This is a genomic window from Paenarthrobacter sp. JL.01a (assembly GCF_025452095.1).
Classification (GTDB): domain Bacteria; phylum Actinomycetota; class Actinomycetes; order Actinomycetales; family Micrococcaceae; genus Arthrobacter.
The window spans coordinates 2,992,954-3,012,133 of sequence record NZ_CP104877.1; the positions used below are offsets into that span (position 1 = coordinate 2,992,954).

Annotated in this window: 20 protein-coding genes; 10 read left to right on the forward strand and 10 right to left on the reverse strand. The window is 63.9% G+C overall.

The window, feature by feature from the left end; all coding sequences use genetic code 11:
* The first annotated feature begins 26 nt into the window (after positions 1-26).
* From thiE to N5P29_RS14030, 4 genes are all read left to right on the forward strand, one after another.
* Positions 27-710, forward strand: coding sequence for a thiamine phosphate synthase (gene thiE, locus N5P29_RS14015; RefSeq protein ID WP_090826001.1), 684 nt, complete (start codon positions 27-29; stop codon positions 708-710).
* A gap of 113 nt (positions 711-823) precedes the next feature.
* Positions 824-2,299 carry an RNB domain-containing ribonuclease gene (locus N5P29_RS14020; protein ID WP_262275492.1) on the forward strand — a complete coding sequence of 492 codons (1,476 nt, stop codon included), beginning with the start codon at positions 824-826 and terminating at the stop codon, positions 2,297-2,299.
* Between the two features lie 275 nt (positions 2,300-2,574).
* Positions 2,575-4,263 (forward strand): DEAD/DEAH box helicase, encoded by a 1,689-nt coding sequence (locus tag N5P29_RS14025; RefSeq protein WP_262275493.1) that lies wholly within the window; start codon positions 2,575-2,577, stop codon positions 4,261-4,263.
* 8 nt (positions 4,264-4,271) lie between these two features.
* Complete coding sequence (locus N5P29_RS14030; RefSeq protein ID WP_262275494.1) at positions 4,272-5,156, forward strand: DNA-methyltransferase; 885 nt, start codon at positions 4,272-4,274, stop codon at positions 5,154-5,156.
* Positions 5,157-5,196: 40 nt separating this feature from the next.
* On the opposite strand, the gene N5P29_RS14035 is transcribed toward N5P29_RS14030, so the two are convergent.
* Entirely contained in the window at positions 5,197-5,805 is a 609-nt protein-coding gene (locus N5P29_RS14035) for a MarC family protein (protein ID WP_144659717.1), read from the reverse strand.
* Positions 5,806-5,836: 31 nt separating this feature from the next.
* Positions 5,837-6,682 carry a PHP domain-containing protein gene (locus tag N5P29_RS14040; protein ID WP_262275495.1) on the reverse strand — a complete coding sequence of 282 codons (846 nt, stop codon included), beginning with the start codon at positions 6,680-6,682 and terminating at the stop codon, positions 5,837-5,839.
* Positions 6,683-6,762: 80 nt separating this feature from the next.
* Between N5P29_RS14040 and N5P29_RS14045 the strand changes: the two genes are divergently transcribed.
* On the forward strand, positions 6,763-8,346 hold the full coding sequence (locus N5P29_RS14045) for an aminopeptidase P family protein (RefSeq protein WP_262275496.1): 1,584 nt from the start codon (positions 6,763-6,765) through the stop codon (positions 8,344-8,346).
* A gap of 82 nt (positions 8,347-8,428) precedes the next feature.
* Here N5P29_RS14045 and N5P29_RS14050 read toward each other — a convergent pair whose 3' ends face one another.
* Entirely contained in the window at positions 8,429-9,241 is an 813-nt protein-coding gene (locus tag N5P29_RS14050) for a YflT domain-containing protein (RefSeq protein ID WP_262275497.1), read from the reverse strand.
* A gap of 76 nt (positions 9,242-9,317) precedes the next feature.
* Here N5P29_RS14050 and N5P29_RS14055 point away from each other — a divergent pair, with 76 nt between their 5' ends.
* The 3 genes from N5P29_RS14055 to N5P29_RS14065 are packed head-to-tail and all read left to right on the forward strand — an operon-like array spanning position 9,318 to position 12,452.
* Positions 9,318-10,601, forward strand: coding sequence for a magnesium transporter MgtE N-terminal domain-containing protein (locus tag N5P29_RS14055; RefSeq protein WP_144659714.1), 1,284 nt, complete (start codon positions 9,318-9,320; stop codon positions 10,599-10,601).
* Positions 10,582-11,313 carry a DUF1003 domain-containing protein gene (locus tag N5P29_RS14060; protein WP_262275498.1) on the forward strand — a complete coding sequence of 244 codons (732 nt, stop codon included), beginning with the start codon at positions 10,582-10,584 and terminating at the stop codon, positions 11,311-11,313. The genes N5P29_RS14055 and N5P29_RS14060 overlap by 20 nt, the downstream gene beginning before the upstream one ends.
* 5 nt (positions 11,314-11,318) lie before the next feature.
* Positions 11,319-12,452, forward strand: coding sequence for an Mrp/NBP35 family ATP-binding protein (locus N5P29_RS14065; RefSeq protein ID WP_262275499.1), 1,134 nt, complete (start codon positions 11,319-11,321; stop codon positions 12,450-12,452).
* A 30-nt stretch (positions 12,453-12,482) separates the two neighbouring features.
* Here the strand turns inward: N5P29_RS14065 and N5P29_RS14070 are convergent, their stop codons facing one another.
* The 3 genes from N5P29_RS14070 to sigE are packed head-to-tail and all read right to left on the reverse strand — an operon-like array spanning position 12,483 to position 14,458.
* Positions 12,483-12,881: a twin-arginine translocase TatA/TatE family subunit gene (locus tag N5P29_RS14070; protein ID WP_262275500.1), complete on the reverse strand. Its 399-nt coding sequence runs from the start codon at positions 12,879-12,881 to the stop codon at positions 12,483-12,485.
* A gap of 31 nt (positions 12,882-12,912) precedes the next feature.
* Complete coding sequence (locus tag N5P29_RS14075) at positions 12,913-13,827, reverse strand: hypothetical protein (protein ID WP_262275501.1); 915 nt, start codon at positions 13,825-13,827, stop codon at positions 12,913-12,915.
* 7 nt (positions 13,828-13,834) lie between these two features.
* Positions 13,835-14,458, reverse strand: a complete 624-nt coding sequence (sigE, locus tag N5P29_RS14080; protein ID WP_144659710.1) for an RNA polymerase sigma factor SigE — start codon at positions 14,456-14,458, stop codon at positions 13,835-13,837.
* 236 nt (positions 14,459-14,694) lie between these two features.
* On the opposite strand from sigE, the gene N5P29_RS14085 reads away from it, so the two are divergent.
* Positions 14,695-15,327 carry an O-methyltransferase gene (locus N5P29_RS14085; protein WP_262275502.1) on the forward strand — a complete coding sequence of 211 codons (633 nt, stop codon included), beginning with the start codon at positions 14,695-14,697 and terminating at the stop codon, positions 15,325-15,327.
* 72 nt (positions 15,328-15,399) lie between these two features.
* On the opposite strand, the gene N5P29_RS14090 is transcribed toward N5P29_RS14085, so the two are convergent.
* The 4 genes from N5P29_RS14090 to N5P29_RS14105 all read right to left on the reverse strand — a co-directional run bounded on the left by N5P29_RS14090 (position 15,400) and on the right by N5P29_RS14105 (position 18,244).
* Positions 15,400-15,567 carry a DUF3117 domain-containing protein gene (locus N5P29_RS14090; RefSeq protein ID WP_064721643.1) on the reverse strand — a complete coding sequence of 56 codons (168 nt, stop codon included), beginning with the start codon at positions 15,565-15,567 and terminating at the stop codon, positions 15,400-15,402.
* Between the two features lie 227 nt (positions 15,568-15,794).
* Positions 15,795-16,970 (reverse strand): putative hexosyltransferase, encoded by a 1,176-nt coding sequence (locus N5P29_RS14095; protein WP_262278591.1) that lies wholly within the window; start codon positions 16,968-16,970, stop codon positions 15,795-15,797.
* Positions 16,971-17,047: 77 nt separating this feature from the next.
* Complete coding sequence (locus N5P29_RS14100; protein WP_262275503.1) at positions 17,048-17,389, reverse strand: DivIVA domain-containing protein; 342 nt, start codon at positions 17,387-17,389, stop codon at positions 17,048-17,050.
* Positions 17,390-17,407: 18 nt separating this feature from the next.
* Positions 17,408-18,244, reverse strand: a complete 837-nt coding sequence (locus N5P29_RS14105; protein ID WP_186313518.1) for an LOG family protein — start codon at positions 18,242-18,244, stop codon at positions 17,408-17,410.
* 163 nt (positions 18,245-18,407) lie between these two features.
* Here N5P29_RS14105 and N5P29_RS14110 point away from each other — a divergent pair, with 163 nt between their 5' ends.
* The gene (locus tag N5P29_RS14110) at positions 18,408-19,163 is read left to right on the forward strand and encodes an amino acid ABC transporter ATP-binding protein (protein ID WP_144659707.1); all 756 of its coding nucleotides are present in this window, start codon (positions 18,408-18,410) and stop codon (positions 19,161-19,163) included.
* The last annotated feature ends 17 nt before the right edge of the window (positions 19,164-19,180 follow it).

The window sequence follows — 19,180 nt, forward strand, 5'->3', positions numbered from 1 at the left end:
AGTTTAGAGGAACTACTGTGGTTTCCATGACCCAGCATGAATCCCTCGCCTCGGCCCGCCTCTACCTGTGCACTGACGCGCGCAAACGACAAGGCGATTTTGAAGACTTCGTGGATGCAGCCTTCCAGGGCGGCGTGGACATCATCCAGCTCCGCGACAAGACGATCGAAGCGGCCGAGGAGTTGGAGTTGCTGGCCGTCCTGCGCAGCGTCGCGGAACGGCATGGGCGGCTGTGGGCAGTGAACGACCGGGCCGATATCGCCAGTGTTTCCGGGGCTCCGGTGTTCCATGTGGGCCAAAAGGACCTGCCTCTTGAGATCGCCCGCACCTTCCTCCCCGCCCCTGCCGTCATTGGCTTGTCCACCCACACTCCCGAGCAGGTCAATGCGGCCATCACGGCCTCACCGGGCGACGCGGGACTGGATTACTTCTGTGTCGGCCCCGTGTGGGCGACCCCCACCAAGCCCGGCCGTGAAGCCGTGGGAACCGGCTTGGTCACATATGCCGCAGAGGCGATCAGGCGCGCGGAGGAGACCACCGGCGGGGCCGTTGATTTGCCCTGGTTCGCAATCGGGGGAATCGACCTCGGCAACGTCGAAGAAGTAGTTGCCGCCGGAGCCAGCCGCATCGTCGTCGTCCGCGCCATTACCGAAGCGGAAGACCCGACGGCGGCAGCCAAGTCGCTGCTCGAAGCCCTCGACGCCGCTTAGCGGCAGCTCAGCAGGGTACCGCCGGCAACACGCCCGCGGCCGCTTGGCGGCTGCGGGCTTTTTGCCGGTGGGCGTCCAAGACTATCGGCCTGTTTCGGGCTACGCTGATTTTCGTGTCACATCACCGGATAGCGCCCAACGTCGACGATTCATCGGACCAGCTCGCCGCAGCCCTCGCGGCCCTGAGGACGGAGCTGGAGCTGCCCGGCGAGTACCCAGTTGAGGCCGTGCAGGAGGCGCGCGACGCCGTCGAATCCCTTCACCTTCCCGACCGGGACCTGAAGGACATTCCGTTCGTGACGATCGACCCTGCGACGTCCACCGACCTCGACCAGGCCCTGTTCATTGAGCGTGCCGCCGAAGGGTACAAAGTCCTTTACGCGATCGCCGATGTTCCATCCTTCGTGGCTCCCGGAGGGGCCTTGGATGCGGAAACGAGGCATAGGGGCCAAACTCTTTACGCTCCAGACGGGCGTATTCCCCTACACCCCGAGATCATCAGCGAGAACGCCGGAAGCCTGCTGGCCAACCAGGACTGCGGGGCCTTCGTCTGGGACTTCGACCTGGATGCAAGGGCGGAAGTGGTGAACGTTTCCGTTGCGCGTGCCACGGTCCGCAGCCGCGCCAAACTCAGTTACGCCGGCGCCCAGCAACAGATCGACGACGGAACGGCGCCGCCCGTACTTGAGCTCCTCAAGGAAGTTGGACTCAAAAGGGTCGAGTTGGAGCGGCTTCGCGGTGGGGCAAGCCTCAATATGCCCGAGCAGGAAATCGTCCAGGTGACCGACGGCGGGTACCGCATCATCGCAGCGCCCTCACTGCCGGTGGAGGACTGGAATGCGCAGATCTCCCTCATGACAGGGATGGCAGCGGCCCAGCTCATGCTCGATGGCAAGATCGGCATCCTGCGGACCATGCCTGCCCCCGATGAAAGATCACTGCAGCACTTCAGGCGGCAAACTGCAGCCCTGGGCAAGCCCTGGGACGGCAAGGTCTCCTACGGTGAGTATCTGCGGACACTGGACGCTTCCGATCCGAAACAGCTGGCCATCCTGCACTCCGCCGGGACGCTGTTCCGGGGCGCCGGCTATACGCCTTTTGATGGCGAAGTCCCCGAAACGGTGATCCAGGCAGCCATCGGTGCCCCCTACGCCCACACCACCGCTCCGCTGAGGCGGCTCATCGACCGCTTTGTCCTGGTGATCTGCGAAGCACTGTGCAACAACAAGGAAATCCCCCGCTGGGCGCGCGAGGCCCTGCCGTCCTTGCCCGAGATCATGGGCGCTTCCGATCAATTGGCAGGGCGGTTGGAACGTGCGGCACTGGACACGGTGGAGGCCGCGCTGGTGGCGGGACATGTGGGCCAGGAGTTCGACGCCGTGGTGATCTCCGGCTCCAAGCCATCGAACGGGAACGGCAATAACAGCAACGGCAACGGCAACGGCGGCCCCTACGGCGTGGTGCAGATCGCTGAGCCCGCTGTCACGGCACGGTGTGACGGGGAACTGGAGTCCGGCACCAAGGTCAGGGTCCGCCTCGTGAAAGCGGAAATTGCCACCCGGGAGATCAGGTTTGAGCTCCTGGACTGACGCGCTCTGCCGCACGATCCGGGCTTTATGGCTCCCAGAGGATAGACTGGGTGTGTAGTAATGGATGCCCGGTCGTTGATTCAGTTAATTTTTGAACTCAACAAGCCCGCCCCTACGCGATCTTGAGATGTACCAACTGGTCACCAGTGCCAGTACTTAGATAGCCCGCGATCGGCTTCCACTGGACTTGCTTGCGCGCCCGTTCTGCTCCGGTACGGCTATGCCGTCCCGTTGAGCATGCAGCGCCAATGCCCAAATGAATAAGGAAACTCCCTGTGAGTGAATTGCACATCCATGAAGTCCTGACGGACTCCACCGGAACTGAAACCATCGAACCCGAGGAAACGATCATCTCGGATGAGACGCCCCACGAGATCGAAGAGAAGTCGTTTGCGGACTACAACGTCCGTGCCGACATCGTCGAATCACTGGCTGACGCCGGGATTACCCACCCCTTCCCCATCCAGGCGATGACCCTTCCCGTCGCTTTGAGCGGCCACGACATCATCGGCCAGGCCAAGACGGGTACCGGCAAGACACTTGGCTTCGGCATTCCCGCGTTGCAGCGCGTCATCGGCAGGGACGATGCCGGCTACGAGAAACTCGCTGTCCCCGGCGCCCCGCAGGCCTTGGTCATCGTCCCCACCCGTGAACTTGCCGTGCAGGTGGCCAACGACCTCCAGGCTGCGTCCCGGAAGCGCAATGCGCGCATTGCCACCATTTACGGCGGCCGTGCCTACGAGCCCCAGATCGAAGCCCTGCAGAAGGGCGTCGAAATCGTCGTTGGCACCCCCGGCCGCTTGATCGACCTCTACAAGCAGAAGCACCTGAGCTTGAAGAACGTCAAGATGGTCATCCTTGATGAGGCCGACGAAATGCTGGATCTCGGCTTCCTTCCCGACGTCGAGACCCTGATTGCCGGCACTCCCGCAGTACGCCAGACCCTCTTGTTCTCGGCCACCATGCCTGGACCGGTCATCGCCATGGCACGCCGCTACATGACGCAGCCCACCCACATCCGGGCCGCCGACCCGAACGATGAAGGCCTGACCAAGCGCGACATCCGCCAGCTCATCTACCGTGCACACAGCATGGACAAGACCGAAGTTGTGGCCCGCATCCTCCAAGCCAAGGGCCGCGGACGCACCGTAATCTTCACCAAGACCAAGCGCACCGCTGCAAAGGTTGCCGAAGAACTGGTGGACCGTGGCTTCGCCGCCGCTGCCATCCACGGTGACCTGGGACAGGGCGCCCGCGAACAGGCCCTGCGTGCCTTCCGCAACAACAAGGTGGACGTTCTGGTGGCGACCGACGTCGCCGCCCGCGGTATCGACGTCGAGGACGTCACCCACGTCATCAACTACCAATGCGTCGAGGACGAGAAGATCTACCTGCACCGTGTTGGCCGTACCGGCCGTGCAGGCAACAAGGGCACTGCCGTGACTTTCGTTGACTGGGATGATGTCCCGCGCTGGGCCCTGATCAACAAGGCTCTTGGACTTAACGTTCCGGAACCTGTCGAGACCTACTCGTCATCACCGCACCTCTACACCGACCTCGACATCCCCGAGGGCACCAAGGGCCGCCTGCCCCGTAACAAGCGTGTCCTCGCCGGCGTCGAGGCCGAGGTCCTGGAGGACCTGGGCGAGACCGGCAAGAAGAACTCACGCTCCGGCGGTTCCGGCCGCGACGGCGGCCGTGACGGCAAGCGCGACGGCGGCCGCGGCCGCAAGTCCACCGACTCGGGCGAAAGCAAGGGCGACGGCGGACGCAACCGGACGCGTCGCCGTCGTACCTCTGAAGGCGAAGCAGCTCCGGCCGCAGGTGCCACGGAATCCCGCACTGCGACCGCGGGCAATGCCGAAAAGCCCGCACGCGCACGTCGTACCCGTACGCGCCGCCGCAATGGCGAAGTTGTTTCAGGCGAGTCGGCTTCGGCCCAGCCGGGCAACGCCGAGGCCTAAAACCTTCAATGGCTGAAACTGTTTGGGCGCCGGACGGCGGCAACATGGTGGTGCACGCGGATAACGCGGAATTCCTTCCAACGCTGCCGGACGGCGCCTTCACACTCATTTACGTGGACCCGCCCTTCAACACGGGCCGGGTCCAGCGGCGCCAGGAGACCCGCATGGTCCGCAACGCCGACGGCGACGGCGACCGCGTGGGGTTCAAGGGCCGCTCCTATGACACCATCAAGGGTGCCCTGCACAGCTACGACGACGCTTTCAGCGACTACTGGTCCTTCCTCGAGCCCAAGCTCGTGGAAGCGTGGCGGCTGCTGGCCGACGACGGCACCTTGTACCTGCACCTCGATTACCGCGAGGTCCACTACGCCAAAGTGATGCTGGACGCGATCTTCGGCAGGGAGTGCTTCCTGAACGAGATCATCTGGGCCTATGACTACGGCGCCCGGGCCAAGAACCGCTGGCCCACCAAGCACGACAACATCCTTGTCTACGTCAAGAACCCCGCCAAGTACCACTTCGACAACGAGGAAGTGGACCGCGAGCCCTACATGGCTCCGGGCCTGGTGACCCCAGCCAAGCGCGAGCGTGGAAAGCTGCCTACCGACGTTTGGTGGCACACCATCGTCTCCCCCACCGGGCGCGAAAAGACCGGCTACCCCACCCAGAAACCCGAAGGACTGGTGCGCAGGATCGTCTCCGCTTCGAGCCGCAAGGACGACTGGTGCCTGGACTTCTTCGCGGGCTCGGGAACCCTCGGCGCCGTGGCCGCCAAGCTGGGCCGCCGTTTTGTGTGCGTGGACCAGAACGAACAAGCCATCGAGGTCATGCGGAAACGCCTGGGCAGCAAGGCCGGATTCCACGAGCTGTTGCCGACCGGCCTCCAAGCCTGACCAAGCGGCACTGATCGCCGGTGATCGGGCAAGGGCCTGCTTAGGCCGCGCCCTTCACGAACGCCGTCACGGAGTCCGCAATCATCTGCACGGCAATGGCGGACAACAACAAACCTGCGATCCGGGTGACCAGCTCCACGCCGTTCTCACCGAGGACGCGTTGGACCACGCCTGCGAAGCGCATCGCGAGGTAGAGCGAGGCCAAAACCACCGCGATACCGGTCCCCACGGCGAGGTAGTCTGACAGTTCAGTGGACTGCTGCACGAACACCATCACCGCAACGATCGCACCGGGCCCGGCCATGAGCGGCGTTCCCAGGGGCACAAAGGCGACATTCTTGTACTTGGCCGCGTTCTCCTCGCCGCTGGTGTTGCCTGTCAGCAGCTGCAAGGCGATAAGCACCAGAAGCAAACCGCCCGCGCCCTGCAAGGCAGCCAACGAGATATGCATGTAGTTCAGGATCGACTGGCCGAAGATCGCAAACAGGACAATCACGCCGGTAGCGACCAAGAGTGCCTGAAAAGCTGAACGGTTCCGGTCCTTCGCCGACAACTGGGCCGTCAGGGACATGAAGATCGGCACCGTTCCCGGCGGATCCATGATGACGAACAGGGTAACGATCACCGAGGCCAGCAGTTGCAGGTCCATCAGCGGGCCCCTCTCCCCGGGCGGGTCCTCTTCACCGGACCACCGTGCTGCCAGTCGCCAGCTCTTCGATCCGCGCCAGTACTTCCGGGGTGGTCAGGTTCTCCCCCAGCAGGTTCGGTTTGCCGGTCCCGTGGTAGTCGGAGGAACCGGTCATCAGCAGACCGTGTTCGGCGGCCAGGGCACGCAGGAACCTCCGGCCCTCTTCCGGGTTGTCCCGGTGTTCAACTTCCACGCCCAGCAAGCCGGCGTCGATCATGTCCCGGTACGTCGCTTCTCCCACGGTGCGTCCCCTGGAGGACGCCACCGGATGGGCGAAGACAGGTACGCCTCCCGCTGCGCGGACAAGCTCGACGGCGAGGGCGGGGTCGGGTGCATAGTGCTGCACGAAGTACCGCGAATGTGAGGTCAGGATGGTGGTGAAAGCCTCGGTGCGGTCGGCCACGACCCCCGCCGCCACCAAGGCATCGGCAATGTGTGGCCGGCCCACGGTCGCGCCGGGAGCTACGTGGTGGATGACGTCATCCCATGTCAATGGATAATCTTCGGACAACAACGTGACCATGTGCTCGGCACGTGTGAGGCGGGCGTCCTTGGACTTGGTGATTTCCTCCAGCAGCCCGGCATGGCCGGGATCGTGGAGGTAGCTGAGCAGATGGACGCTGATCCCCTTGTCCGTCCGACAGGAGATCTCCATGCCCGGGACGAATGCAATGCCATGTTCCCTTGCCGCGGCGGCTGCCGATTCCCAGCCATCCGTGGAGTCGTGGTCGGTCAGGGCGACGGCGTCGAGCCCCGCGGCCACGGCGGAAACAATCACGCCGGTCGGTGTCTCAGTCCCATCGGAAACATTCGAGTGCGCATGCAGGTCTATCCTCACTTTCCCAGCCTATGGGATGAGCGCCTGTTTGGCCGGTTGCGCCGTTGGCCTCCTCAAGGAACTGGTGGGACGATGTAACGGTGAACGATGCCGAAAACACCCAAAACCTGGACTCCTCCAATTCCCAGCCGCTGCAGGAGCGCGTCAACAACCGCTCACAGAGGCCCACGTCTGATGCCTTCAAGGCATTCATGGCCAGCAACTGGGCTCCCGCCCCGCAGGTGACCCCTGCCCGGGATGCTGTTGCAGACCACGCCGCACGCCGCCGTCGTACCATCTCCGAACTGTTCAAGGGCGAACGGCTTGTTATCCCGGCCGGGCCGCTGAAGGTCCGCTCGAACGACTGCGACTACCGCTTCCGTCCCCACTCCGGCTTCGCACACCTGACCGGACTGGGCCTGGACCACGAGCCCGACGCCGTCCTGATTCTTGAGCCGGTTGCCGAAGGAAAGGGCGACGACGGCGGTCACCACACTGCCACGCTCTACTTCCGTCCGCTCGCGGGCCGCGATACCGAACAGTTCTACGCCGATTCCCGGGCCGGCGAGTTCTGGATTGGCGCCCGTCCTACGCTCGCTGAATTCGAAGCCCGCCTGGGGCTGCCCACCGCGCACATCGCCGAACTGGAAATGGCCATCACCAAGAATGTTGGTGCCCCGGAAATCGGTGGCATCTCCATCCGCCTCGTCCGCAAGGTCGACGAAAACATCGATGCACTGGTGGATACGGCCCGCTACAACACGGCCAAGGATCCCGAAAACCTGGACCTCGGCGAACTCGATGCCCTGGACGAGAAGCTCAGTGAAGCCCTCTCCGAGCTGCGCCTGATCAAGGACGAATGGGAAATCGAGCAAATGAAGATCGCGGTGGCTGCCACCGTTGAGGGCTTCGCCGACGTCGTCCGCGCCCTTCCCCGCGCCCTCACCCACCCCCGCGGCGAGCGTGTTGTTGAAGGCGCGTTCTTCGCACGGGCCCGTGAAGAAGGCAACGAGCTCGGCTACGACACCATCGCAGCCGCAGGTAACAACGCAACGGTCCTGCACTGGACGCGAAACTCGGGAACAGTCAACGCCGGGGAGCTTCTCCTCCTCGACGCGGGTGTGGAAGCCGACTCCCTCTACACGGCTGACGTCACCCGGACGATGCCGGCGACCGGTACCTTCACCGACGTCCAGCGCAAGGTCTACGAGGCAGTACTGGACGCCGCCGACGCCGGCTTTGCCGCGGCACAGCCTGGCGTAAAGTTCCGCGACATCCACACAGCGGCCACGACCGTCCTGGCCGAACGCCTGGCCGAGTGGGGCCTGCTGCCCGTCTCCGTCGAGGAAGCCATCAGCCCCGAAGGCCAGCAGCACCGGCGCTGGATGCCGCATGGAACCAGCCACCACCTGGGCCTGGACGTCCACGACTGTGCCCAGGCCAAGCGTGAGCTCTACCTCGACGGAATCCTTACCGAGGGTATGGTCTTCACGATCGAACCCGGCCTGTACTTCAAGGACGAGGACCTGGCGATCCCGGAGGAATACCGTGGGATCGGTGTCCGGATCGAGGACGACATCCTTATGACCGCGGACGGTCCCGTCAACCTCAGCGCCGCCCTGCCGCGCAAGGCGGACGACGTCGAGTCCTGGATGGCGGGTATCTACCAGGACGCCCAGGGCTAAGCTGCCGCTTCAGGCAGGCCCATCACGGCAGCAAAAAGGGAAGGCCACCGGTAGTCCGGTGGCCTTCCCTTTGTCTACTGCGCTATTGCTTGTGCGTGCCTTCAGGACCGGCCTGCTGCGCGTCGTCCTGCGGGGCGTCAGCTTGTCCCTGTCCCTCAGTCACCCGCACCCCGTACTGCGGACGGCCGTCGGGAAGGTCCGGGTAACGGACGGCTGCCGGAGTGGGGTTCTGCACCGGATGTTGGGCGGCGGCAGAAGCGCCCTGGCCGCTGGCAGTGTCCTGGCCGGATTCGGGACCGCGTTGACCGTAGGGGTCATTCCACGTGGTGGGGCGCTCGGGGGCTTGGCCCGGTTGCTGGAACGGCTGGTTCTGCGGGGCGTAGCTGTTTTGATGTGCCTGTGACGGGTTCATCGGCAGCTGCTGGAGCAGCCGGCGTGCCTCGTGGGACGCTTCCCGGGCCACGATGACGTCATAGTTCGTGGCCACCACCTGGCTGGTGGAGGTGAAGTCGCGCTTGCCGCGCTGGGTGGCGTAGGTGACGATGCCGAAGAGCATGAAGAATGCCGCACCCATCAAGACCGAAGTGATGATGGAGAACGGACCGCCCGCGGGGGTGAAGAAGGACAGCATGACGCCGACGAAGAGGCCGAACCACATGCCGCTCAGGGCCCCGGACAACGCCACCCTCGGGTAGCTCAGGCGGCCGGTGACACGCTCCACCATTTTGAGGTCGTTGCCAACGATCGACACCAGCTGAACCGGGAACTGCTGGTCAGCGAGATAGTCCACCGCCTTCTGGGCATCCAAATAAGAGGTGTATGAGCCCACGGTGTCGCCTTGGGGCACGCTGCGGGATTCCTCGATAGCTTTGGGACCACCAAAAATGTTAGACATAGCCCCATTGTGGCCCATGGACATGTGAAGCGGCTGGAATTCAGCTAAAAGAGAGCAGACTCGGTAGCCTGTAAACATGAGCACACATCCTTCTCGCGTCTTTGTGGCGCGCCTTCTGGGCTTGGACGTCTTCGACCCCTTGGGCGATCGTCTTGGCCGGTTGCGGGACGTCGTGGTGCTCTCCCGCGGGACCCGCGGTGCGCCACACGTCGTCGGCATCGTCGTCGAAGTCCCTGGCAAGAAACGCGTCTTCGTTCCCATGACCCGCATCACCTCCATCGACCAGACGCAGATCATCTGCACCGGGTTGGTCAACCTGCGCCGCTTCGAACAGCGCGGCGCGGAAACGCTGGTGGTGGCGGAGATGTTCGACCGTCGCGTCACGCTGGCCGATGGCAGCGGGGACGCAACCATCGAAGACATCGCCATGGACCAGCACCGCTCCAAGGACTGGTTCGTGAGCAAGCTGTTCGTGCGCCGCGGACATTCCTTGTCCCCCTTGAGCAGGCTCCGGCGCAATGAGACCCTGATCATCGACTGGGCCGACGCCCAAACCGGAGGCCATAACGAGCCCCAGGCGGCTACCCAGTTCGTTGCCACCCACGAAGACCTCAAACCTGCCGACTTCGCCGAAGCCCTGCAGGAAATGAGCGACAAGCGGCGCTTCGAGGTAGCCAGCGAGCTTCAGGACGAACGGCTCGCCGACGTCCTCCAGGAACTTCCGGAGGATGACCAGGTCACCATTCTTTCCGCGCTGGATGTCGAACGCGCCGCCGACGTCCTTGAGGAGATGGACCCGGACGACGCCGCCGACCTCCTGGCCGAGCTGCCATCCGCGCAGGCAGAGGAACTCCTGCAGTTGATGGAACCCCAGGAGGCCGAAGACGTACGCCGCCTCCTGGAATATGACGAAGACACCGCAGGTGGCCTGATGACGCCGGTCCCGGTGATCCTGCCACCGGAGGCCACCGTCGCCGAAGCACTGGCCCACGTCCGCCGCGAGGAACTCTCGCCGGCCCTGGCGTCATCCATTTTCATTGCCCGCCCGCCCCTGGAAACGCCCACGGGCCGCTTCCTGGGGGTCGTGCACATACAGCAGCTGCTGCGGTTCCCTCCACCGGAACCCTTGGGCAACCTCGTGGATAAAAACCTGGAACCGGTCTCGGACCAGGCCCACATCAGCGAGGTGGCCCGGACCCTGGCTACGTACAACCTGAACTCGCTTCCAGTAGTGGACGACGACGGCCGCCTCGTGGGGGCGGTGACTGTTGATGACGTGCTGGATCACCTGTTGCCGGATGACTGGCGCGCCCACGAGGACGACGCCCCTATAAGGAAACTTGGAGGCCGCATTGGCTGAGAACAACGCCACCCGACCCCCCAGGAACACAGCACGCCAGGGCAGCAGCCTCGATACGCCACTGAGTGGCCGTCAACGGATCCTCCCCAAGTTCTCACCGAACCCGGACGCTTTCGGCAACGCAACAGAGGGCTTTGCCCGCTTCATGGGAACGCCGCAGTTCCTTGTCTACATGACGATTTTCTGTGTGTTCTGGCTCGCTTGGAACACGTTTGCGCCCACGGAGTGGCAGTTCGACCGCATGGAACTGGGCTTCACACTCCTGACGTTGATGCTGTCCCTTCAGGCCTCGTACGCGGCTCCCCTGCTCCTGCTCGCCCAGAACCGCCAGGACGACCGTGACCGCGTCTCGCTCCAGCAGGACCGCCAGCGCGCAGAACGGAACCTCTCCGACACCGAGTACCTGACCCGGGAGCTGGCTTCGCTTCGCATTGCCCTGCGTGAAGTCGCCACCCGTGACTACGTCCGTGCCGAACTGCGCAGCCTCCTGGAAGACATCATCGATGCCCAGGAAGAGCTCCGTGAGAGTGAAAGCTCTTCGGAGGGCGCGGAATCGCCCGGCGAGAAGGTCAAAGAGAAACTGAAGGAGAAGCGGGACAAATCCCGGGGACCGCGCACGCAGCAAATTCCCAAGGTGCGTCCGCCCCGTTCCTCGGGTCCGCAACACTCCACCGCCAAGCCTTCCCCTGACACCCCTGAAAGCCGGTCCTGAACCTTATGAGCACCGCTACCGCCGAGGCACTGCAAGCTGCCCTGGCAACGGTAATTGATCCCGAACTCCGCCGCCCCATCACGGAACTGGGCATGGTGGAATCGGTGTCCGCCGATGACAACGGCACGGTGCACGTCGCCGTCCTGCTGACCATCGCCGGTTGTCCGCTGCGGGAGACCATCACCCAGGACGCCACCACAGCTTTGATGCGGGTCGACGGCGTCGCCGGCGTGGACGTGGAGCTGAAGGTGATGACGCCTGCCCAACGGGAGGCGCTGAAGGAACAACTCAGGGGTCCGGGCGGACAACGTGGTATTCCTTTCACCAAGCCCGGTTCACTGACCAAGGTCTACGCGGTCGCCAGCGGAAAGGGCGGTGTAGGCAAGTCCTCGGTTACGGTCAACCTCGCCACTGCCTTGGCTGCCCAGGGACTCAGGGTGGGCATCGTTGACGCCGATGTGCACGGTTTTTCCGTGCCGGCACTGATGGGCATCACCCAGAAGCCGACCCAGGTGGATGACATGATCCTGCCCCCTGTGGCCTACGGGGTGAAAGTCATTTCCATCGGCATGTTCGTTGCTGGGAACCAGCCGGTTGCCTGGCGTGGCCCCATGCTGCACCGGGCCTTGGAACAGTTCCTCACCGATGTCTATTTTGGCGATCTCGATGCCCTCTTCCTCGACCTGCCTCCAGGCACGGGCGACATCGCGATCTCCGTGGCCCAACTGCTGCCCAATGCCGAGATCCTGGTGGTCACCACGCCGCAGGCGGCAGCCGCCGATGTCGCCGAACGTGCGGGAACGATTGCCACGCAAACCGGCCAGAAGGTGGCTGGCGTGATAGAGAACATGTCGTTTCTGGAGATGCCCGACGGCGATCGCATGGAACTGTTTGGAAGCGGCGGCGGTGCCATCCTGGCTGAGCGGTTGAGCGCCGCCGTTGGCAGCGACGTTCCGCTGTTGGGGCAGATCCCCCTGGACATCCGGCTACGCGAGGGAGGCGATGCGGGAACGCCTGTGGTACTGGCAGCTCCCGACTCCGCTGCGGCCAAGGCCATGGCACAGATAGCCGCAATCTTGGCCTCGCGGCCTCGGGGGCTATCGGGGTTGTCGCTGGGCATCGAGCCCCGCCAGGGCTAAGGGACGCCCTTCCAGCGGGGAGTGCCGGGACTAGGTAGCTTCTGTGTCGAACGGAGCAGGTTCGCCCTCGGCAAGCCGCTCTATGATCCTCGCGGGGGCCTTGGGCTTGGCGTCGGCAGCGGCAACAGCGGCGGTGGCCGCCACCGCCGGAGCACCTGCGCTGACCGGCTTGGTGTCATCGTCCAGCAGGGCGTCTTTGATGATGCGACGGGGATCGTACTGACGGGGGTCGTATTTCTTCCAGTCGACTTCATCGATGTCGATGCCGACTTCTTCCTTGATCTGCTCGCGGGCGCCGGAAGCCATCCGGCGCACTTCCTTGACCAGGTTGGCGAGCTTTTGAGTGTATTCGGGCAAACGGCTGGGACCGATGACGAGTACGCCGATAATCAGAAGGAGGATGAACTCCGGGCCGTTGATTCCAAGCACGCTACGAAGATTACCTTGTCTGTGGTGCCGCTCATAAACCGGCGGGGCGAAGGAGGGTCTGAAGGCCGCGGAGCAGCCTGGGGTACCAGGCCTCGGATCCCCCGGCGCCCGCACCGTCCGCCAAGGACTCCCCTGCGCGGACTATTTCCGGAACGGCGTCGTCCGCGGACTCGGCGGGGAGATCGGACGCGTAAGTGATCACGGCGGCCGGCGTGGAGTAGACGGCCTTCCATGGGCTTCCCTGGGTGACGGAGAGCTGCGCCGGAGTCGACGCCGCCGGTGAGTTCCGCCCGCCGGCACGGTGCTCCTCCACGAGGGTTGCGAAGTGGCCGTTCCTTTCCAGCTGGAGCTCCACGGCCGGGTGGTCATCGACCATCCTCGCTTGGGCAGAGACCACCTTGAATCCTGCTCCGGCCAGCTCAGGGCAGGCCCATCCTTCTTCCCTGAGTGCAACCAGCTGGGCGGCACTCAAGGTGATGGTGCTTCCGGCCTGGAAAGCCGGTGCAACCGCGGACTCCGATGGGCCGCCCGTCCAGGCACCGGCGAGGAGTCCGGCGTCGTTGGTCTGCACAAAAGCCTGCGGCTCCTCCTCCCCGGCCACGATGTAAGCCGAACCGGCAAGGGCGCCGGCCGACACCGCCAAGGTGCCGGCGGCGACGGCAGTGATCCGCAGCCCGCGCCGGATTCCCTTCCGGGACGGCGGGGCTTCGAATGGCTGGGGGGAATGGTTGGCAAGGCGTTCGGTGTGCTGGAGCAACCTTGCGGTGAGGTCCTCGCTGGCTTCAGGCACGGCTGCGCCGCGCAGGCGTTCAATGTACTGCCGCTCCTGGCGAAGCAAAGCACGGCACTTGTCGCAGATCTGCACATGCTCCGGGTTCCGGGAGTGGCGCAGCGAAGCCAACTTACGCCGGGACAAAGTTCCCGGGCGATCAGGACGTCGGGGCATTGACGACCTAAAGGATGCTGGCGATGCGAGGCATCTTAAGGCGCGGCTTGCGGGCCTCGGCCGGACGCGGGTCGCGGTGGGCCAGCTTCTCGCGCAACATGGTGCGGCCACGGTGGATCCGGGACCTGACGGTCCCGAGCTTCACGCCCAGCGCCTCTGCGACTTCGTCATAGGACAGTCCCTCAAGGTCGCACAGCACGACGGCGGCGCGGAAGTCGGGCGGCAGCTCCTCCAAGGCGCGTTGGACGTCAAGGTCGAGGTTGTTGTGCTCAAAGCTCTGCTCAGGACCGGGTTCGCGGCCGGGCAGGCGGGATTCGGCATCCTCAGCCAGCGCGTCGAAACGGATCCGGCTCTTTCGGCGGGCCTGGTCCAGGAACAAGTTGGTGGTGATGCGGTGCAGCCAGCCGTCCAGTGTTCCCGGTTTGAAGTTCTCCAGCGAACGGAAGACCCGGACGAAGACCTCCTGGGTGAGGTCCTCGGCGTCGAACTTGTTGCCGGTCAGGCGGTAGGCGAGGCGGTATACCTTGGCGGAGTGGTTGGACACCACTTCCTCCCAGCTGGGCATGACCCAGTCGGTGGCGGCCTCAGGGCCTTCTGATGCAAGGACTGGCGCAGCATGGGATGCCGGCATCGTCCACTCCCCTCAAACTTTGGTTCACCGTTTATTCGGCGCCGCCCACCTCGTGGATGACCGGAGCAATATCATCCCAAGTTTGTCTGGGAATTACCTGACTGGACCTTGTTTTTCCCGCACGGCTGAAAAGCCGGCCTGACACAGGACAGGAGCCGCCTCCGAACAGCCGGTTTACCGGGGCGGACACAGTAGTCTGATACAAACACCCCTACCCGCGGAAAGCGAATCCCTTCATGAGTGCCGACAAGTCAAGCAGCTGGTCCTACGCAGAAGATCTGCCGGCTGAGGATGACGTGATGTTGCGCGCCCGCGAGCGTTCGTTCGAGTTGGGTGTGACGCCCATCAGCCCCGGCGTTGGCGCGGTCCTGACGGTGCTCGCTGCAGCGTCCAAGGCACAGACTGTGGTGGAGGTTGGCTCCGGAGCCGGGGTTTCAGGTGTCTGCCTGCTTCGCGGGCTGGGGCCTCAGGCTGTGCTGACCACCATCGATGTCGACGTTGAGCACCTCAAGGCAGCGCGCGAGGCGTTCCTCGAATCGGGCAGCCCCGCCAACCGCACGCGAACCATTTCCGGCCGCGCGGCAGACGTCCTGCCGAGGCTCACGGATGCGGCCTATGACCTGGTGTTCATCGACGCCGACAAGCCGAACTTTCCAAAATACGTGGAGCAGGCCATCCGCCTGCTCAAGTCCGGGGGCACGCTGGTCATCAACGATGCTTTGGACAAGGACCGGGTTTCCAACCCGGCAGCGCGCGACTCCACCACTGTGGTGCTGCGCCAGATCGGCAAGGCCATCCGCGACGACGAACGACTTGCCTCGGCCATGCTGCCCACCGGCGATGGGCTTCTGGTGGCCGTCAAGAAGTAGGCGCCCGCAGTCGTCGTCGAGGGTTAAACAAAAAGCAGGGCTCCGGCTGATGCCGGGCCCTGCTTCCTAACTCTATTCGGTCACACCTACGAGGCATTCCTTGAGGTTCTCCGCTTCGGCGGCATTGAGCTCGACCACAAGCCGGCCTCCACCTTCGAGCGGCACACGCATGATGAGGCTGCGTCCCTCTTTGGTAACTTCCATAGGGCCGTCGCCAGTACGTGGTTTCATAGCCGCCATTAGGAAAATCCCCTCCATTTGTCCCAAGTCACGCCAACCCGGCCGGGCTGGTTCCGCGTCGCAATTGCAGCCGGCGGCACTGCTTGGAGGCCGCCATGGCCGGGCACTGTTAGGTGCTTTGTCCCTGCTCTTGGGTCCATTATCCCGTACTTACCCGCCCGTAGCGAAATCAGCGGCCTGTTTGTCCGGGCTTTGTAGAAATTGGCGGTGACGGACAAAGGTCCACGTCAGGGCGGATAGTCGCCACCTCCGGGCAGCTGGGCCCACGCCCACAGCCAGACGACCCAGACAATCTGGAGGAGGACGAACATCACCACGACAGTTCCCCTGTAGGCCTTGGACTTTGACAGGGCCGCAGCCCCGAGCGCCAACGGGAAGAGCGGCAGGAGCATCCGGAAGGTACTGGTCTGCGGGTGCAGGAAAACCAGGAGGTAGCCCATGTAGCAGGCGCACCACAGCCGCAGTTCCGGACCGAGCCTCTTGACCGGAGCGGACACCATGACCAGCACGAAGAGGGCGGTGAAAACGAAGGGAGCCAGGACGCCGAGCACCGGGCCGAACAACATCCGGCCCGTATCGAACCACGGCTTGAAGGGCACCAGGTCATGTCCACGCCAGGCGGTTTCGGTCCGTGTGTAAGCAGCAGGATCGCCGGTAACGGCCCAGGCTATGGCAGGCCAGGCGAGGGCACCGATTCCCGTTGCCACCACCAGCGCGCCCAGGGATACGAGGCTCCGGGTGGACGGGGTACTTGCAGTGGAGGGACGCCCGAACCTTTCCCAGAGGCGCCAGAGCAGCAGCAAACCGACCATGGCAGCGAAAGGTACGCCCGTGGGCCTGGACAGGCACATCACCAGGACTACCGGAATGGCTGTCAGGTAGCGGCGCCTGACCACCAGGAGAAGCGATGCGGCAAGCAGCAGCAGGTTCAGCGACTCGGCATAAGGGACTTGGAGGATGGGCGACACCGGGAACGTGGAAACGAAAACGACGCCCCACATGGCCGTCCGCTTGCCTGCGAATTCCCGGAAGAGTTTGTAGATCACCAGGGCTGCACCCAACCCGGCCACCATTGCGATGGCCGTGAGGGCCTGCAAGGTGCCCAACCCTGTCATGGCCGCTACGCCGCGCCCCAGGAGCGGGAAGAGAGCGTAGAAGGCCCAGGCGTTCTCCTTGACCACGCCGTTGGCGTCCACAGGCAGGACCGAGGGATAGCCGCTATCGGCAGCTTGTTGGTACCAGCGGCCATCCCAGATGGTGATGAAGTTCCAGTAATCAGGGGCGGGCGGGAACCAGGGGCTGGTGCTTTGTTGAAGTGCTGCCGCCATGAAGATGCAGGCGCTGACCAACCGGGCGGCGATAAAGATCAGCGAAACCTGCAGCCACCAAGGCCACGTGGCCATCCTTGATCCGGCAGCCGACACAGCCCGTGAAAGCCGCGCCGCAGGTCCTTCGCCCTGCCGGGCCGGAGCCTGCACGGTCACTGTGGAGTCCGGCCGGTTTCGTCGTCTCCGGACCTTTGCTCCGCCAACGCCCCAAGTCTCGCGATTTCGAGGTCCTTGGCCCGCAGCTGGTCCCTGAGGTCATCGAGGACCTGGTCCACCTGGTCCATCCGGTAGCCGCGCAGCCCGAGCGCAAAACGTACGGAATCGACGTCGGACGGCAGCGCCTCCGCAGGCAGCAGCACCGGGGGCAGGTTGGGAGGGGGGTCGTCAAGACCCGCGCCCATCGTGCGCCCCCGGACCAGTCCGGCGCCGAAGAACAGTGCCGCACCAACCAGGACGATTGCGAGGAATACCAGAAAGAAGCTCACAGTGTCCATCGTGCCAGAAACACGCTGCTACTCGGGGCGCTGCTCACCTGTTGGTGTGGGAAGAGGCGCACCGTGGAGCACGCGGTGGACGGCATCTGCGGGGTCGTCCACCAGTTGGATCAGGTCGAGGTCCTTTTCTGACACCATGCCTTCGGCAACCAGTGTTTCCCGGATCCACTCGATCATGGGGCCCCAGAACCGAACGCCGAGGAGAACGATGGGGAACGAGGTCACCTTGCGGGTCTGGACAAGCACCATGGCTTCAAAGAGTTCGTCAAGGGTTCCGAGCCCGCCGGGAAGCACGACGAATCCTTGCGCATACTTGACGAACATGGTCTTGCGCGCGAAGAAGTACCTGAAGTTGATGCCAAGGTCCACCCATTGGTTGAGCCCCTGCTCGAAGGGCAGCTCGATGCCCAGCCCCACGGAGACTCCGTTTCCTTCGACAGCGCCCTTGTTCGCTGCCTCCATGGAACCCGGTCCACCGCCGGTAATGACCGCCACCCCGGACTCTGCCAGTTTGCGGCCCACTTCAACGGCCATTTCGTAGTACTCGCTGCCAGGCTTGGTGCGGGCCGAACCGAAGACACTGACGGCGGGGCCGAGGTCGGCCAGGGCCCCGAAGCCCTCCACGAACTCGCTTTGGATCCTGAGCACGCGCCAGGGATCTGTGTGGATGAACTGTCCGGCACCGCTGGTATCCAGCAGATGCTGGTCCGACATTCCCGTATCCGCCTGTTTGCGTCGAAGCTCCAAGGAGCCCTTGTGCTTGGCGGGTGCGATCTCCGAAGGCAGGGGAACATGGGTGGTCCTGCCGTTGCCGTTGGCATCCGGGTTGGGAATTGAGTGCTGGCTGATGCTCATTGCCCAAGGCTAGCGCCTCCTGGCGCCGGCTCCATCGCAGCGACCCGCTTCTTGCATTGCAGTCTGGTATATGCCTGGGGAGCAGGTTTCTGTTCAGTCACGATCTTCACGAAGTTGCCGTGACCGTGGTCATATTTGCTTCTTTGTTCGCTAGATTCTTCGTATGACTACTCAAGCGTCCGGCGATGCCCTCGTCTCCCTGAATGGCGTCAACAAGCACTACGGTCAACTGCACGTCCTCAAGGACATCAACCTCCAGGTCCGGAAGGGTGAAGTCGTGGTAGTTATCGGACCTTCCGGTTCCGGTAAGTCCACCCTGTGCCGTGCGATCAACCGTTTGGAAACAATCGACGACGGCGACATCGCCATCGATGGGAAGAAGCTTCCCGAAGAAGGCAAGGATCTCGCCCACCTGCGGGCCGACGTCGGAATGGTCTTCCAGTCCTTCAACCTGTTTGCCCACAAGACGATTCTTGAGAACGTCACCCTCGGGCCCATCAAGGTCAAGAAGGTAGCCAAGGGAACCGCGGACAAGGAAGCCATGGCGCTCCTTGAGCGCGTCGGCGTCGGACACCAGGCCCCGAAGCTTCCCGCGCAGCTCTCCGGCGGACAGCAGCAGCGTGTGGCGATTGCACGCGCACTTGCCATGAAGCCCAAGGTGATGCTGTTCGACGAGCCCACGTCCGCGTTGGACCCGGAAATGATCAACGAAGTCCTGGACGTCATGATCCAGCTGGCCAAGGAAGGCATGACCATGATCGTGGTGACCCACGAGATGGGCTTTGCCCGCAAGGCCGCTGACCGTGTGGTGTTCATGGCCGACGGACAGATCGTGGAGGACGCGAGCCCGGAGGAGTTCTTCACCAACCCGAAGAGCGACCGTGCCAAGGACTTCCTGTCCAAGCTTTTGACCCACTAGCTCCTTACCGCCCGCAC

Bases quoted from the DNA above. Each gene is read 5' to 3' on its own strand.
- N5P29_RS14030 (WP_262275494.1), top strand. From the start codon at position 4,272: ATGGCTGAAACTGTTTGGGCGCCGGACGGCGGCAACATGGTGGTGCAC.
- N5P29_RS14105 (WP_186313518.1), bottom strand. From the start codon at position 18,244: ATGAGCATCAGCCAGCACTCAATTCCCAACCCGGATGCCAACGGCAAC.
- N5P29_RS14110 (WP_144659707.1), top strand. From the start codon at position 18,408: ATGACTACTCAAGCGTCCGGCGATGCCCTCGTCTCCCTGAATGGCGTC.
- sigE (WP_144659710.1), bottom strand. From the start codon at position 14,458: ATGCCGGCATCCCATGCTGCGCCAGTCCTTGCATCAGAAGGCCCTGAG.
- N5P29_RS14085 (WP_262275502.1), top strand. From the start codon at position 14,695: ATGAGTGCCGACAAGTCAAGCAGCTGGTCCTACGCAGAAGATCTGCCG.
- thiE (WP_090826001.1), top strand. From the start codon at position 27: ATGACCCAGCATGAATCCCTCGCCTCGGCCCGCCTCTACCTGTGCACT.
- N5P29_RS14075 (WP_262275501.1), bottom strand. From the start codon at position 13,827: ATGCCCCGACGTCCTGATCGCCCGGGAACTTTGTCCCGGCGTAAGTTG.
- N5P29_RS14090 (WP_064721643.1), bottom strand. From the start codon at position 15,567: ATGGCGGCTATGAAACCACGTACTGGCGACGGCCCTATGGAAGTTACC.
- N5P29_RS14055 (WP_144659714.1), top strand. From the start codon at position 9,318: ATGAGCACACATCCTTCTCGCGTCTTTGTGGCGCGCCTTCTGGGCTTG.
- N5P29_RS14035 (WP_144659717.1), bottom strand. From the start codon at position 5,805: ATGGACCTGCAACTGCTGGCCTCGGTGATCGTTACCCTGTTCGTCATC.
- N5P29_RS14095 (WP_262278591.1), bottom strand. From the start codon at position 16,970: ATGGCCACGTGGCCTTGGTGGCTGCAGGTTTCGCTGATCTTTATCGCC.
- N5P29_RS14065 (WP_262275499.1), top strand. From the start codon at position 11,319: ATGAGCACCGCTACCGCCGAGGCACTGCAAGCTGCCCTGGCAACGGTA.
- N5P29_RS14100 (WP_262275503.1), bottom strand. From the start codon at position 17,389: ATGGACACTGTGAGCTTCTTTCTGGTATTCCTCGCAATCGTCCTGGTT.
- N5P29_RS14050 (WP_262275497.1), bottom strand. From the start codon at position 9,241: ATGTCTAACATTTTTGGTGGTCCCAAAGCTATCGAGGAATCCCGCAGC.